9 protein-coding genes are annotated in these 16,576 nt (G+C 42.3%); 2 read left to right on the top strand and 7 right to left on the bottom strand.

Translation table 11 applies throughout. From position 1 onward, the window contains the following. Window positions 1-374: 374 nt before the first annotated feature. Window positions 375-1,766, top strand: coding sequence for an arginine decarboxylase (locus tag H6541_08815; GenBank protein ID MCB9015880.1), 1,392 nt, complete (start codon window positions 375-377; stop codon window positions 1,764-1,766). A gap of 112 nt (window positions 1,767-1,878) precedes the next feature. Here the strand turns inward: H6541_08815 and H6541_08810 are convergent, their stop codons facing one another. Together H6541_08810 and H6541_08805 are read right to left on the bottom strand one after the other, a co-directional pair. After that, on the bottom strand, window positions 1,879-2,853 hold the full coding sequence (locus H6541_08810) for a deoxyhypusine synthase family protein (protein ID MCB9015879.1): 975 nt from the start codon (window positions 2,851-2,853) through the stop codon (window positions 1,879-1,881). A 142-nt stretch (window positions 2,854-2,995) separates the two neighbouring features. Beyond that, on the bottom strand, window positions 2,996-4,585 hold the full coding sequence (locus H6541_08805) for a T9SS type A sorting domain-containing protein (protein ID MCB9015878.1): 1,590 nt from the start codon (window positions 4,583-4,585) through the stop codon (window positions 2,996-2,998). 316 nt (window positions 4,586-4,901) lie between these two features. Here H6541_08805 and H6541_08800 point away from each other — a divergent pair, with 316 nt between their 5' ends. After that, entirely contained in the window at window positions 4,902-5,687 is a 786-nt protein-coding gene (locus H6541_08800) for a hypothetical protein (GenBank protein MCB9015877.1), read from the top strand. Window positions 5,688-5,839: 152 nt separating this feature from the next. Here the strand turns inward: H6541_08800 and H6541_08795 are convergent, their stop codons facing one another. From H6541_08795 to H6541_08775, 5 genes are all read right to left on the bottom strand, one after another. After that, window positions 5,840-7,282 (bottom strand): RagB/SusD family nutrient uptake outer membrane protein, encoded by a 1,443-nt coding sequence (locus H6541_08795; GenBank protein MCB9015876.1) that lies wholly within the window; start codon window positions 7,280-7,282, stop codon window positions 5,840-5,842. Window positions 7,283-7,300: 18 nt separating this feature from the next. Then, window positions 7,301-10,330: a TonB-dependent receptor gene (locus H6541_08790; GenBank protein MCB9015875.1), complete on the bottom strand. Its 3,030-nt coding sequence runs from the start codon at window positions 10,328-10,330 to the stop codon at window positions 7,301-7,303. Window positions 10,331-10,439: 109 nt separating this feature from the next. Next, window positions 10,440-12,860 carry a T9SS type A sorting domain-containing protein gene (locus tag H6541_08785; GenBank protein ID MCB9015874.1) on the bottom strand — a complete coding sequence of 807 codons (2,421 nt, stop codon included), beginning with the start codon at window positions 12,858-12,860 and terminating at the stop codon, window positions 10,440-10,442. 41 nt (window positions 12,861-12,901) lie between these two features. Next, the gene (locus tag H6541_08780) at window positions 12,902-14,239 is read right to left on the bottom strand and encodes a sugar MFS transporter (protein MCB9015873.1); all 1,338 of its coding nucleotides are present in this window, start codon (window positions 14,237-14,239) and stop codon (window positions 12,902-12,904) included. 530 nt (window positions 14,240-14,769) lie between these two features. After that, window positions 14,770-16,557: a M14 family metallopeptidase gene (locus H6541_08775; protein MCB9015872.1), complete on the bottom strand. Its 1,788-nt coding sequence runs from the start codon at window positions 16,555-16,557 to the stop codon at window positions 14,770-14,772. Window positions 16,558-16,576 lie beyond the last annotated feature (19 nt).

Below are 16,576 nucleotides of genomic sequence, written 5' to 3'. Positions count from 1 at the left end.
TCCTGTTGTGCGATTTAAAGTATGCCGTTGGGTTAGGTTGGCAGAGAAGGAGCTGGTTTAAAAATGCTGAAGATTTAATTTGATAATTGTAAAGTAACTTGACTGGATTGAGAATTATAAGTTTATCCGCGTAAGCCGGAAGGCTATAATATGAAGATAAAATTAAAGATATTTTCATTGTAAATATTGTAAATAGTTGAAAAACAGCATTAAAGAATTTTTCTTGACTTTTGGAAGTTAGAAAAGCAGGTTTTGTGGATTGAATAGTATGGTTGTATTTGTATAAACCGGAGATTGTTTACATGTGGATTCTGAATGAAATAAAAATTAAATTATCTTTGCATTCGTTTTCAGTTAAATCATAAAATAAGCGAATGAAGAACAAGTACATTGATCTGATAGAACAGACTTTCGATTTTCCTCAGGATGAGTTTCGGGTAGAAGATAATGAACTTTATTTTCATAATATACCCTTAATGGACATCATTAAACAGTATGGCACGCCATTGAAAATCAGCTATCTTCCAAAGATAAGTCAACAGATTCAGCGGGCTAAGAAGATGTTTAATGTGGCCATTGCCAAGGCTGACTATCGTGGCGATTATAACTATTGTTATTGTACTAAAAGTTCACATTTTTCATTTGTGCTTGAAGAAGTGTTGAAAAATGATGTACACCTCGAGACTTCATCGGCTTTTGATATATTCCTTTTAGAGACTTTATTTGAGCAAGGTCTTATAAGTAAGGATAATTATATTATTTGTAACGGGTTTAAACGTCCGCAATACATTGAAAATATCAGCAATCTGATAAATGAAGGCTTTGAAAACACCATTCCCATTATTGATAATAAGCTTGAGTTGGATCAGCTTGATAAAAATATAACCCGAAAATGTAAGTTGGGAATCCGGATTGCCTCTGAGGAGGAACCCAAATTTGAATTTTATACGTCGAGGTTGGGTATCAGATACAACGATATTATTCCTTACTACGAAGAGAAAATTAAAAATAATCCCAAGTTTCAGCTTAAAATGCTGCATTTCTTCATCAATACCGGGATTAAAGACTCAGCTTATTACTGGAATGAGCTTTCAAAATGCGTAAACCTTTATTGTCAGCTAAAGCAAATTTGCCCTGAACTTGATTCACTGAATATAGGTGGCGGTTTCCCAATTAAAAATTCACTCTCTTTTGATTACGATTACGAATACATGGCCGAGGAGATTATTGCTCAGATAAAAATGATATGTGATCGTAACAATACCCGCGAACCGCATATTTTTACAGAATTCGGTTCTTATACGGTTGGCGAAAGTGGAGCCACCCTTTATTCAATTATCAATCAAAAGCAGCAGAATGACAGAGAGTTATGGGATATGATTGATTCATCGTTTATGACAACCCTTCCCGATACGTGGGCGTTGAATCAGCGGTTTATTTTGCTGGGGATTAATAAGTGGGATTCGGAATATGAGAGGGTGTTTTTAGGTGGATTAACGTGTGATAGTGAGGATTACTATAATGCTGAGGCGCATGCCAACGCCATTTTCCTTCCAAAAATTGATAATGAGGAGCCGCTGTATATCGGATTATTCCACACCGGCGCCTATCAGGAGTCTATCGGGGGTTATGGTGGTATTCAGCATTGTTTGATTCCTGCGCCCAAGCATATTATTATTGATCTTGACGAAGAAGGTGAGTACACAACCAAGCTGTTTGCCAAAGAGCAAACCCATAAATCGATGCTTCGTATACTCGGGTATTAAACTGTTTTTACTTTTTTTTACAGATGGCCGGTGTGGCAATCAGTTGAAAATTAGCCATTATGCATAAAAAAAACCGCCAGTCAGCGGTTTTTTTTATGTGAAGTACTATGGTTTACCATTTAAGCAGCCAGGCAAAAATCAGCGGGGCGACAATGGTAGCATCGCTTTCAATAATATATTTGGGCGTGTCAATGTCAAGTTTTCCCCAGGTAATTTTTTCGTTTGGAACAGCTCCTGAATATGAGCCATAGGAAGTGGTTGAATCACTAATCTGGCAGAAATATGACCAGAAAGGAACGTCATGCCATTCAAGATCCTGATACATCATTGGTACCACGCAAATCGGAAAATCGCCGGCAATACCACCGCCAATCTGGAAAAACCCAACGCCTTTGCCCGATGAGTTGTTGCGGTACCATTCCGAGAGATAAATCATGTATTCGATACCTGTTTTCATGGTTGACGGGTTCAATTCGCCTTTAATGCAATAAGATGCGAAAATGTTACCCATAGTGCTGTCTTCCCAGCCCGGAACAATAATAGGCAGGTTTTTTTCAGCTGCGGCCAGCATCCAGGAGTGCTTAGGGTCAATTTCATAGTCATTTTCCATGACTTTGCTCAGAAGCAGTTTATACATGTATTCATGCGGGAAAAAGCGTTCGCCTTTTGCCTGGGCATCTTTCCATATTTTTTCGATATGATGCTGAATCTTGCGGAATGCTTCTTCTTCAGGAATGCAGGTGTCGGTTACCCGGTTGAGGCCTTTCTCCAGCAACTCGTATTCCTGCTCTGGCGTAAGGTCGCGGTAGTTTGGCACCCGTTTGTAGTGGGAATGAGCCACCATATTCATAATGTCTTCTTCCAGGTTAGCGCCTGTGCAGCTGATTATCTGAACTTTATCCTGTCTGATCATTTCGGCCAGAGAGATGCCCAGTTCGGCGGTGCTCATGGCGCCAGCCAGTGTTATCATCATTTTACCACCTTCTGCAAGGTGAGTTTCGTAAGCTTTGGCAGCATCTACCACAGTTGCAGAATTAAAATGCCTGTAGTGGTGCTCTATAAATTGTGAAACAGGTCCTCTGTTCATGGTTTTGTTTTTTTTGCAAAGATAGGTTTTTTTGAAAAACGGGCAAGGATATAGCGGAATGAGTGTAAGTAAAAGGGAAAGTGCTATTCAATAAAAAAGCTCCCGGATAGGGAGCTTTTTTATTGAATGATTCACGAAAGAATTAGTTCTTCACCAATTTCTGTGTCAGCTGGCTTCCGTCTTTACCGGTGTAGGTAACGAAGTAAACGCCACTGCTCATTTCGCTGGTGCTGATGGTGTTGTTGCCTTCTGAAATAGCATAGGTTCCAACAGTCTGGCCAAGCATAGAAGTGATGGTTACACTTTTTACATCAGCGGTAGCTGTTACAATAAGTTGGTTATTAACAGGGTTCGGATACATTTGAACTTTACCAATCAAAGGATTTGAAATTCCAAGTAATCCGTCAACACCCCATTTGTAGGTTAGGTTGAAGCTTCCTGCCACTGTGTAAGTGCGGTCTCCGCCCGGAGCAGGGTCGCCACTGCCCCAGCCTGTGCCCATGAAAAATTTGAAAGCGATAACGCCGTCAGGTAAAGCCAGAGAAATGCTGTAGATTTTATCTCCGTCAGGGTCAAGCATTTCATTGTTCTCGTTGGTGCCTGGTTCATTCCATGTTCCATAAATTCCACCAAGAGCGCCGGAAATAAATACCTGCTGTCCTTCAGCCAATCCTGATTCCGACATGTCAACATTGATAACCTGTACCGGAGGTGTAATTGGGTTTGGATCGTCATTAATAAGGATGTCGTCGAAATAAATTTCAATGTCCTCGGTTAATGTCAAAGGATCTTCAAAGTCAGGCATAAAGGCAATCGTTGGGTATGTTCCGGTTTTGTCGCTGAAATCAAAGACAAAGTCTTCCCATGCGCCGGTGGTTGCCTGAGCATTTGTAGAAGCAAGTTCGAGGGTTCCGGCTTCGCCGCCTTCTAATTTGAATTTCACAGGGCTAACGCGGGGTTTCCATACTTTTACGTGAACATATTTGTTGGTTGTAACATCAACAGGTGTAGGCAATGTTGACCAGAATCCACCCCAGGGAACACCGTCTTTATCGCGGTGGAACTGAATAACATAGTCACTCAGGTTTACGCCTGACTTGTCAGGATTTGGAATCAGAGTCATGGTACTCAGATCTTCTGCGCCACCCAGCATATAATTTAACGGAATGGTTTCATAATCTTCGATACCCTGAACCGGAGCACTTCCAACAGCCGGATCGTTATTGGCATACAAGTCATCGAAATAAAGCGTGATGTCTTCTGTAAGGCCAACAGGATCAATAAAATCAGGGATAAGAACGATTTTTACATAGTCGCCGGTTACAACGCTCATGTCAAAAACGAGTTCTTCCCACTGGTTTACTTGAGTTTGCGGGTTCATTGAGTAAACGTCTCCCGAGTTTACAGCACCTTCATACTTGAAAACAACAGGGCTGATGCGGGGTTTCCAGATTTTTACATGCACATATTTGTTGGCAGTTACGTCAATTGGTGCTGGTAATGTTGCATACCATCCTGCCCAAGGGTCGCCGTCAAGACCACGTACCATTTTTGTAACATAAGCACTGGTATTGATTCCGGATTGATCCGGATTAGGGACAACTGTTAATGAGCCATTGGCTCCGGCAGAGAAAATGTTCATCTTGATGCATTCAAAGTCTTCCACGATTTGAGCCATCGTAAAGCCTGTTAAAGTGAACATCATCATTAGGATTAAAGTAATTTTTCTCATAATTGAAGGGTTTTGGTTAGTAATAGTTTGTTAGTTACAAATATAGTTTATTTTTTTTTTGAAAGTTTATTTTCAGAATGGAAATTACTGGAAAAATACCAGTTTTTTAAACTTTTTAACATTAAATTTCAAGGGGTGGCAGGCCCTCTTTTAAGTGATTTGTTGCTTCTTTTTTGCGGTCTTACTTTTGGTATGGGGATGATGCTAAAAGTATTATCTTTCGGGATGCATTGAGTTCAGGCCGTTTGGTGTGCCAAGCAGCAAATGGTGTTTGTGAAATTGCTGATATATAGTTGATTAAATCAGTGTTTATTTTATGATGAGAAAGCCGGGCCGACACTTTTTTGTGGGAATTACAAGACCATGCCTTCTTTTTATTGTATGGGTTGTTTTTTTTACTTTTAATTCTGGCACTGCCTTTAGCCAGATATCCGGCGATGGCATTGATTTGTCAAATGAGTTAGGCAACAAGTATTTTGATGCTGTAGATTTTCTGAAGAAGAATAATTGGATGGCCGATACTTTGCAACTGGTGAAAATTCAGCCGGCTTTTGCTTATGGTGTTGTTTTTCCTGAGCTCGTCAAATACTCAGCCATAAGAGATGTGCTTGAAACCGGAGCCGCCAGAATGCTCTACGTTCAATCAGGAAGAAAATATTCGCATTATACTATTGGCCGGTTCCAAATGAAACCTTCTTTTGCTGAACTGGTTGAACGCAGCGCTATGCGACAAAAAATCACAGCATACAAATTTAATGTGACCAATACTGCCAAAGCCCGGGGCGACAGAGCTAAGCGACTTGATTCCCAGGAATGGCAACTTCGCTATCTGGTTATGTTTATTAAATTGATGGATAAGAGGTATGCACATATTCAATGGAAATCGGAAGAAGACAAGCTGAGATTTTATGCAACGGCTTTTAGTGTGGGTTTTAATCGCGATGAGCGGACCATTCGCCGGATGATGACAACAAAATCTCTTTTGAGACAATCGAAAGATGCCAAATCGAAATATAAATATGGTGATGTGGCTTTGTGGTTTTATCAGAATGATGGATATAAGTTTGTTGTTGATTTGCCCGAAGATGCCGCAACGAAGTAGATGCAGGTTTTTTGCGATGAGTTGATCTGCTTTTGTTGTTAAATGATTCCGGAGGAATGGGGTTTTAATATTAAAATAAAAAAGGGGTGCCAACGCACCCCTTTTTTATTTTGGTCAAAATCAGTAAATTGATTATTGTTCTTCAGGCATTTCTAGTATCCCTGATTTTGTGTCAGATTTCCTTCTGATAAGTCAATAAGCTCCTGAGGAATGGGGAAAAGTTCGTTTTTACCAGCAGTAAAACCTTTTGAAGCCAGCACTGATGCTGCCTGTCCGGTTCTAACCAGGTCAAAAAATCTGTCACCTTCCATGGCCAACTCAAGACGGCGTTCTTTTAAAATATCGTCCAGCGTAGGGGAGTTGATGGCTGCAAGTCCGGCACGCGAACGAACTTCATTGAGCGGAGCAGCTGCGCCACTGGAGTTTCCTTGTCTGATTCTGGCTTCAGCCTGAATAAGAAGGATTTCAGAATACCTTAAAACTCTGATATTCTGGCCTGAACCATAAGGGCCAACAAGCTGCTGGCTGGACGGGAAGTAGGCTTTTGCGTTGTAACGTGGTGTTGAAACGCCTTCTAATGCATTTACTCCGATAATAAAGTCACCGTCAGGAGTAACATCGCCTTTGTAAAGAATGGTAGCAGCTTTTCGTTCTGTGTCACCAGCGGCGTCAAAGGCAGCAGCCAAATCGTCGGTCGGAATGTTGAAACCCCAGCCCCATTGTCCACGAACCGATTGAACTTCAGCATGCTGGCAAAATGAAACTCCGTCGTTTCCTTCAACCTGTTGCGCCTGAATTTCAAATAATGACTCCGGGCCATTTTCGGCAGGTACTCTGAAAACATCATAAAAGTCAGGAAGCAGAGCGTATTTGCCTGAACTGATGACTTCGCCAGCCAGTCTTTCGGCATCAGCGTATCTTTCCATGTAAAGATAAACTTTAGAAAGTAAGCCTTTTGCAGCACCTGATGTGGCCCTGCCTTTATTGGCATTGTCATAGCTGTCTGGCAAAACGCTGATGGCATCGAGCAGGTCAGACTCAATAAGGCTGTAAACCTGATCTTTGGGTGTTCTGAAATTTATTTCAGGACCAACCGGCACCTGGGTAGGTGTTGGGATGTCGCCATAGGCACGAACAAGATCAAAATAAATGAGCGCTCTCAGGAATTTTGCTTCAGCAATGAGCCTTGATTTTAAACCCTCATCCATGGTGATAGCCGGAATATTCGTAATGGACTGATTGCATAGATTAATGCCTCTGTAACGTCCTGCCCAGTAATCTTTTATAACAAACTGGCTGGGTGTGAAGGTGAAATTGTCATAATCATTAATAAAAGAGGCATCTCCGGTAACACTTCCTTTCTGTGAATTGTCAGAGGTTACTTCCTGCATGATGATATAGGCGAACGAAACCATTTCCCATCCGCGCAGATGAGCATAGATGGAGTTGACAGATTGTTCGGCATGTTCCTGGGTTTCGAAAAAACCTTCAGCAGGGATTGTGCCCTCGGGAGGGAACTCAAGGTAATCTTTGCAAGAGCTGAATGAAAATAGGGCAAAGATCAGCAGCATATATATCCATTTGTTTGCTTTCATGATTGTAGGTTTTACTGATTAAAAATTAACATTAACACCAAAATTATAGGTAGCTGACATTGGATAGACATTTAGATCAATGCCTTGCGAAGTGGCTGAGCTACTGGCAATTTCGGGTGTAAAGCCATTGTATTTGAAAAAGGTAAAAGGATTGGATGTGTTGGCATAGAAGCGCACACTTCTGACTCCAAGAGTTGTAGCTACTTTTACAGGAATGGTATAGCCTATCTGAATATTTCTGATTCTGATAAAACTGCCATCTTCAATATACCATGAATTTGGGTTCATGTTTTCACCGGTGAGGTCAGCTGAAGGATAGCTGTTTGAAGTTCCTTCACCATGCCAGCGGTTTTCATAGAAATCGAGATCATAGTTTTCGTTGCCAAGTCTTTGAGCGCGTTTGGCATTGTATATCTTATTGCCACCCTGTGCGTAAAGATCAATGCTGAAGTCAATTCCTTTGTATTCAATTGTGGTGTTGAATCCAATCATATAAGTGGGTAATGCACTGCCCAGGAATACGCGATCTTTGGCATCAATTATACCATTGTTGTCAACATCTTCAAATTTGAAATCACCCGGTTTGGCATTGGGTTGAATAGGAGTTCCTTCGAAAGCATAATTGTCAATTTCCTCCTGGTTCTGGAAAATGCCTATTACATTACGTCCGTAATAAGTTCCAATAGGTTGCCCGACAACTGTATATGTTGAAAAGAAGCCTCCAACTGGCAGATTGCCGCCATAAAGTCCAAGTGTGCCTTCGAGCAGATCTTTAACTTCGTTTTTGTTATACGTGTAATTGGCGTTTACCGAGTACTTAAGGTCGCCGATTTCGTTGGTCCAGCCAAGGGTGATTTCGATACCACTATTGAGGAAGTCGCCATTATTCTGCAGGTAACTGCCTGAAGTTCCGGCTGTAGCTGAAAGTGTGGTAGGGAAAATTCCATCCACAGTAGTACGGTGATAATAATCAAGTTCGAATGAAAGTTTATTATCAACTGCAAGTCCTTCAAAAGCCAAATCGTATTCTTTTACTTTTTCCCATTTGAGGGTTGGAGGCACGGCGCTGGTCAGATTAGCCCCTTCAGCAATTACAATATTGCCACCTTCACCAAAGGCAGTAGAAAGAGTTCCCCCTTTTTGAATGGTTAAAGTGTAAATATTGGCAGGAACTCTGTTGTTTCCGGTTATGCCATAGCTGGCCCTGAATTTGAGAAAATCAAAAATATCCTGGTTCTTCATAAAGTCTTCGTTGGAAATAACCCAACCGAAGCCAACAGACGGGAATATATCATAACGTTCATCTTTAGGGAAAACAGAGCTTCCGTCGTAACGTAAAGTTCCTGTAAACAGGTATTTATCCATAAAGTTATAAGTTGCCCGGCCGAAGTAGGAGAGTGAAGTTACTTTTGAACCTCCATCGCTGACAGATGACGTGGTTTGGTCGCCAAGTCCGAGGTACAATGAGTGTTCACCGAAGTCTTCAACACCCTGCCTGCTGCCATTCATTCCCAGGTATCTGTATTCCTGAGCTGACATTCCGGCCATAGCAGTTAATTTATGTTTGCCAAAAGTTTTGTCATAAGTTAACGTGTTGTCAAAATAGCCATCAACAGAGTATCCCATTGAGCGGCTTAAGGTTCTTAGAGTGTCAAACTGAGTGGTAGAAACAACATATGCGGGTGAATAGCTCCTGTTGCGGTTTGAGCCATAGTCCATGCCATATGATGATTTCAGCTTGAGGTCTTTGATGATCATGAGTTCAGCAAAAGCACTTCCGATAAATCTGATGCCATTGGATCGGCTGTTAAAGTACTCGAGTTGAGCAGCAGGGTTGGCAAAGTTACCCAGTCCAAGCGGACTGAAAGTAGTGTCGTTAATTTTTGCCGGGAATACAGGAGGAGCCACGTATGCATTGTTGAATACGCCTGGCACATCTTTAAATTTATAACTGCTTAAGTTAGCTGAATAACCAACTTTCAGATTTTTCTTAACTTCAGATTCGAGGGAGGCTCTCAGGTTGATGCGATCGTAATCGTGGCCTTTGACGAGTCCTTCCTGTTGAAACCATGCAGCTCCAAATGTATAGGTGCTTTTTGCCGAACCACCCATCACGCTGATGTCGTGACTTTGTGTGAAGGCTTTTGACCGGAGCACTTCGTCATACCAATCGGTGGCATCAGGGTAATTGGCAGGATCTTCGGGTACAAAAGTTTCACCATTGCCTGAAGCCTGGGCCTGATACAGGTTTTTTTCATTGATTAAATCAATGTACTGCGACCCGGTGGTGAGGTCTAACTTATTCACAACGCTTTGGAAGCCAACATATCCTGAATACGAGATTTTGGCTTCGCGGCTTTGGCTGCGTTTGGTGGTAACGAGAATTACACCATTGGCAGCTCTTACGCCGTAAATGGCAGAAGAGGATGCATCTTTGAGAAAAGTGATATTTTCAATATCGTTGGTTCCCAGATAGCTGATATCATTGGTAAGCACTCCGTCCACAACATAAAGCGGAGCTGAACTAGATGAAACAGAGCCGAGTCCGCGGATACGGATAACCGGTGAGCTACCCGGAGATCCGCTATTGGTCACCTGAACTCCGGCTACTTTCCCCTGCAGGGCCTGAGCAGGGTTGGAGACTGCCTGATATGCAAGATCTTTGGCTTTTACAGTCGCAATAGAGCCGGTGAGGTCCATTCGTTTGGCTGAACCGTATCCAACCACCACAACTTCGTCGAGCATACTGGCAGCAGATGTCATAGAAACGTTGATGACTGAGCGCCCCTGCACTGGAATTTCCTGCGTTTCCATTCCTATAAAGCTGATAACCAGTGTTGCAGTGGTTGGTACTTCAAGGCTATAGTTCCCGTCAATATCGGTTGCCGTACCTGAAGTAGTTCCTTTTACAACAACAGTAACTCCCGGAAGGGTTTCGCCTGTGCTGACGCTTGTGATTTTTCCTGTAACTTTAACCTGCTGAGCCATAGCTCCAGGTATAATCCCCAACAGGAAAAGAAGGATGAGTAAATGTGTCGCTTTTTTCATTGTTTGTTGGTTTGGTATTGGTTTATTATGCTTGGTTTGTGTTTCGTAATTATGATTATATACCGGGTAAAAATCCAGAGGCGATTGTGCCCTTTTTTATCAATTGTTTTTATTGAATGACAAGTGGTAAAGCTTCTTGCCTGTCAGCTTGATTGGTAAATTTCAGGGTATAAATACCAGGTTTAAGAGTTGTTGTTTCAATAGGTATGGTTGTTAGTCCTGCGGAAGTTGCATTGAATTGGATTTCAGAAACCAAACGTCCGGCAATATCGAAAATGCTGAACTTGACAGTGCCTGTTTTTTTAAGGTCGAGCACGAGGTTGGTTCCATTGCCCGATGCAGGGTTAGGATATAAGATAGCTTCCGAAAGATTCTCAGTCTCTGGTGTACTGTTGGGGTCGTAGGTAAACCCTATGGCCTCCAGCATTGGATTTATTTCAGGATTGGCCATAAAGTTGTTCCAGATTAGCTGAGATCTTTGATTTTCAATCATAACGATAATGGGGCCCTGATCGATGGCAAGGTAAGAAGTGGCCCACCAGTTTCGGCTTTGGTTGAACGCGTCGTAAAATCCGTAATACCCCCAGGTGTGTTGGCCCAGTTGTCTGTAAAAATGTTTAAGAGCATCCATAGATTCCGCAGGGGTGTAAGGCATAGATGAAAGTGCGGCAGTAGGGGTGATGGTGCCATTATCGCGGTTGCCCGATGGTTCATGTGCCATGTATCCGTCAGGATCGTCGCTGGCGGTTAATCCCCAGCAGTTATATCCGTATCCTGCAAAGTTCAGAGGATTGTCTATACAGTATGCTCTGTGTATAAGTGTGTGGTTTTTATTCAGAATAAAGTAATTGGTAAAACTGTCTTTTTTATGTCTTGGGTCGAATCCAAGAAATGAATAGTGCGCAAAAAACAGCGGGCCTCCGCGATCCCATCCAACATCCAGTTTATATCCATAAAATGTTCGTCCGTTGATATAATAGGAGGTGCCCGCCCAACCATTGTTCCAATAACTGGCAGGAATCGGGTGTGTTGGAGAGGCAATGGCGAGCATGTAAATGATAGCGGCTTCATTCCATCCTCTTATTGGCATGTTCATATCCCAAGCATAATTGGGTGACCAATGCCAGTATAAAGCACCTGAATTGTTGCGGGTGTACCAGTCCCATTCAACGGATTCCCATAGTGAGGTAATTCTGCTGTAGATGTTTTGTTCTTCAGGTGTTTCGAGGTTGAAATACTGACGAGCGGCCAGGAGACCCTGAATAAGGAATCCGGTTTCAACCAGGTCGCCGCCATTGTCTTTTGTGCTAAAAGGGATAACCTGGCCGGTGTTGCCGTTCATCCAGTGAGGCCATACGCCATGAAAACGGTCGGCATTTTCAAGAAAAGACAGGATTTTTTGCATGCGGGTTATGCCTGCCTGTCTTGTTATAAAACCCCGTTCTATTCCTGTGATCAATGCCATGATGCCAAAACCCGATCCGCCGGAAGTAACGACATCGCCAGAGCCCATTCTTTCCCGGGCCATTCCGGAAGCAGGGTGGGCGTAGTCATAAAAATACCTGAAAGTGTATTCCTGTACCATGTCGAGCAATTGTTCATCAGAATAGATGCTGGTTGTGGCAGTTGCCGGAACCGAAGGTATGGACGGCTGATTGGCTGCATTGAGTGCAGAAATACGGTAAGAGACCTGTACTTCTGTGCCCAGGTTTCGAACCCAGTCAATATAATACAATGTATTTTTGTTAACGATACCAAGGGTGGTGTAATTATTCCCACCGTCAGTAGAACGTTGTATCTGATATCCATTGATGTCAGTTTCCGGATTTTGCAACCAGTTCAATTCCATGTGGCTGTCGTAGCCTTTAGCCGTAAGCCCGGTTGGCTGAGAAGCAGGTGGTGAGGTTCCATTGCCTTTAAATACACGCATATCATCCACAAACAAAGTGTGTTGAAAGTTGTCGGTGGTGTTTTGTGCAAAGCCGATGGTTTTTATTACTGAGAAATCAACCGGATCTCCCGCATTGAGGAACTGAGACATGGGGATTGCTATTCTAACCCAGTTGCCGGCGGCTAAAGAGGAAGGACTCCAGGTTGAAAAGTTGTGTTTGGTGGTTTTGACATTATGAATGTCTTCCAAAAAGATTTTAGGCAAATTGGTTGCACTTAAGCCTTCAACTGAACGCAGCCAGAAGGACAAGGTGTCGGTTTGCAGGAGGTTATGTGCCTCCCAGCTTTCGCCTGCCGCAATGGCAACCCAGTCACCACCAATAACTGAGCGCCATTTTAACCGGAGGCTGTTAGTTCCCTGCATTGCAGGAGTACTGCTCTCTACCGGAAATTTTCTCAGGTCATCACCTTTGCGTTCAAGTTCGCTTGGAGCCGTTAACTCCATCCAACTAAAGTCGTAGTAGTCAGATGAAGGGCTGTCCTGAAAATAAAGGTAGGTCTGGCCATGTAAACCACCATTCATGGCCAGACCAAAGAAAAGAATAACTGCGAGAAAAATATGTTTCCGGTTTTGATTCATTTTGTGTAAATCAACTTGTGAATTGAAAATCGATGAAGGTATTACCTTCTTATCTGACTTCCTTTAACAGCATAGAAGAAGATGTAGAGGTAACAAAGTGCAGGAACAATAAAGGCCCAGGTGTAGCCAAAGCTGTCGGCAACACCGCCCATGATTGGAGGAATGATGGCGCCACCAAAAATAAGGGTGTTGATAATGCCTGATGCAGTGCTGAGCTCTCCGTTGTCAAGGTCTTTAACGGCAAGCGTAAAGATGTTCGGGAACATAATTGAATTGAATAAACCGATGGAAACAAGTGTCCATAATGCTATTGTTCCTGTTCCAAAGCTTGTAATGAGGTCAAGTGCGGCAGCAACCAGGGCAAAAACAGCCAGTGTACGGGCAGCTTTACCTGTGCCAATTTGCATGATTAGAAAATTAATCACTGCAATGCCAAGGAAAATTCCGCCAATACTCCAGCTCCAGTCGGTTACAAAAGAGCCTGAAACGAATGCTAGCAGCAAAACAGGAAGAGCATAGGTGATTTTTTTGGACATGCTAATTCCGGAGAACATGAATGAGCCAAAGAAACGGCCAACCATGGCTCCTCCCCAATAGATGGCTGCATACTTTGAAGCAGTTTCCGGATCCATTCCATTGGTTGATTTAAGATAATTGATAATCATTCCGCCATTACCCACTTCAGCGCCAACATAAAAGAATATAGCAAGTGCGCCCAGTAAAACATGGGGGTATTTCCATACACTTTTCTTCTCTGTGGATTGTTGTGATATTTCAGGTAACTTAATAAACATGATCATGACAGCAATAATCACAATCAAAACGCTCATGATGATGAAGGGCAATTGTACAGTTTGTGCTTTCTCAACCGGTAAAAGTTCTCCTACACTTTTAAAAATAAATACAGCAATAATCCATGGTGCCAGCATGGTTGCAATAGAGTTTAAGGCTTGAGTCAGATTCAGACGGCTTGAAGCGGTATCTGCAGGCCCTAAAGCTGTTACATAAGGGTTGGCTGCTGTTTGCAGAAATACTACACCTGCAGCAAGAATAAAGGTAGAAACTAAAAATAAGGGGAATGATGGGATACTGGATGAAGGGAAGAACAGAAAACCTCCAGCAGCCATAAGTAATAAGCCAATTACCAAAGCCCTTTTATAGCCGATTTTTTTAATGTAAAGCCCAATGGGGATTGAGATTAGAGCGTAGGTGATGAAAAATGCAAAATTCAACATCTGAGCTTCAAATTCGCTGAGGGCGAAGATGTCTTTTACTTTAGCACTCAGTGTGATAATAAAGGTTGTGGCAAAGCCAAAGATGAAAAATATGGAGCCGATAACCGACATTCCTACTTTAAAACTGTTGTCCTGTTTGTCCATTTGGTTGCTTTTTGGGGTTAAGTCTGTTGATTTAGGGATATTTTATCGTTTTGCTGTTTTAGCCGTAATATCAAATTTATGAATTTTCTGTAACTCTCAGTGTATTTGCCAAGGCTGTTTTTTAAATCTATTGCATGTTGTTTGTTGCAATCAATCTTATAAAATCACCCTTCCTCATCAACGTGATTTTTGGCTGAAGAGTTGTGTCATAATTACACTATGTTTGTGTAATTGCGACACTAAGTGCAAAGGCGTAAAAGTAAATGATGTTTTCAATTTTTGCAAGCTGCCAGTTAAAATTTTTCAACTTTGTTTGGGCTTGTATTAAGGCAAGTAATAGCAATTTTTGTAATTGCTTGTGAGCTTGTGTGGTATGACAATTACTGCATAAAGATAAAGAATTGCCGGGCATGAAAATACAGGCCAGCAAAAAGTAGTTGACTTAAATATTTCGTATAGCGTACTGCTTAACAGACGCTGTCAGTGTCTTTGAAATTTCATTTTAAAATATGAAAACAGCAGATGACTGATTATTCAACAGGAACCGAAATATTTTTCAGGTAAGTGACAGAAGCTTTTTCGAAAACCCTGCCTACAGGGTAAATGTTGAATTTGTTGTCCCAGTAAGGTGTTTTGCTGTAAAACCAGTTAAGAATATTCCATTGGCTGCCTGCAAAATCGGGGTCTTTCATTCTGGTTTCAAACTCTTTTTTGAGGTTGGCATCTGTGTTTAGCATTTCACGCGCCATGGTTTCCATAACATAGGTTTCGCTGTATTCTTTTTGTTCAAGAATCGTGTTGAAATAACCCCACTCGAAAAATGAGCCAGGTGACGCCGGCTCAAGTGCTGCAGCTATTACTTTAGCTGTTCGTTGATTGGTAAGTATTACGAAAGAGCCTTTAGGGAATTTGCGTGTTTCAACAATTTCGTCATATTTTGCATTGACTTTCTGGTGACCTTCGTTTGGTTCGGGGCTGAAAGAACAGTCGTGAAATTTATATGAGTTGATATTTAATTCGGCAGATTCGGTTAACTGATTCATTTTGATGCCGTGAAGTTTAAGTTTTCCGGCTAAAGAAGCCCATTCAGCAGGAATAAGGTATGCTTCAGGAAGTTGAGTTTCAGTTTCAACGTATGTTTTGTTGAAAAACGGTAGAGTCATGGTTACTGGCCTGGTGTTGTCATATATAAACCAGTCGCCTCCGGTGAGGTCGCTCTTTACATTTTTGTATTCGAAGCCTTCAAACTGTACCATTGTGCTGTCTGTTTGGCTGGTTTTGATGCACAAGGGGTATTTTTGTGTTCTGAAGTTTGGCGATGCAGTTGATTTGTCGGCCATGTCAATCAGGGTTTTCAATGTTTCGGCCTGATGGTTTAAAATGAACAGTGAATGCGTTAACATTTGGTATGTAGCATCAACGCGTGTTTTATAGTTTTTAAGCATATGGGTTTCAATCAGCAGTGCAGGGCGATTCTGCACGGCAGCGTAACCTTGCGAAATCATTGATGGGGCAGGTCCTGTGCGAAGTCCGCTTCTGGGGTCATGCCATTTTCTGAACTGGACATAAGGAAATATCGGGTATCCAGCCTCTTTCATCTTGCCTGTAATACGGGGTTCATATATATTGTTGAGCCAGCGGGTTAAGCCTGAATCAAGATTGCCTGAAATTTCAATGCTGTAAGTAAGAGGGTATTGGTAATCGGCCCCATCTGAAGTGTGTATGTCGATAAAGAATTCGGGAAGCCATTGTGTGTACATTTTAAGCCAGTGCTGCATTTCGGGCGATTCGGCTTTCAGAAAGTCGCGGTTCAGGTTAAGATTCAGGGCATTGGTGCGCCAGCCCATTTCTTCGGGCCCGTTTTGGTTTATTCGGTTATAGGGGCCAAATCTCTCGTGCCCGTCCACATTAAAAATTGGAATAAAAAGGATGCTTGCTTTTTCAAGCAACTCTTTTTGCTTGCGGTGGATGATTAAGTCTCTTATTAGCAGTAGCATGGCGTCTTTTCCCTCGGGTTCGCCAGGGTGAATGCATGCCTGTACCAACACAACAATGCGTCCTTTGGCTCTTATGGCTTCTGGAGTTTTTAATCCATCGCGGTCAATTATCATCATGGGAATTGCATTTCCCTGGGGACTTAAGCCCAGGTTGACCATGCTGGCTAAGGGAGAAGCATCGGCCAGGCGCTGGCAATAATCTATAGTTTCGGCATACGTTGGCGTCTTTTTAAAATCAGATTTTTCGTAATCAGTGTCCCAGTTCTGAGCGTTCAGTATGAGATTGAACAATAGAAGGAATATGGTAAGCGTGTTTCTCATGACTATGGTTTAAGAGTAT

This window comes from Lentimicrobiaceae bacterium (assembly GCA_020636745.1).
GTDB lineage: Bacteria > Bacteroidota > Bacteroidia > Bacteroidales > Lentimicrobiaceae > Lentimicrobium.
Note: the sequence above shows the minus strand (reverse complement) of the source record. Positions and strands in the feature narration are given on the sequence as shown.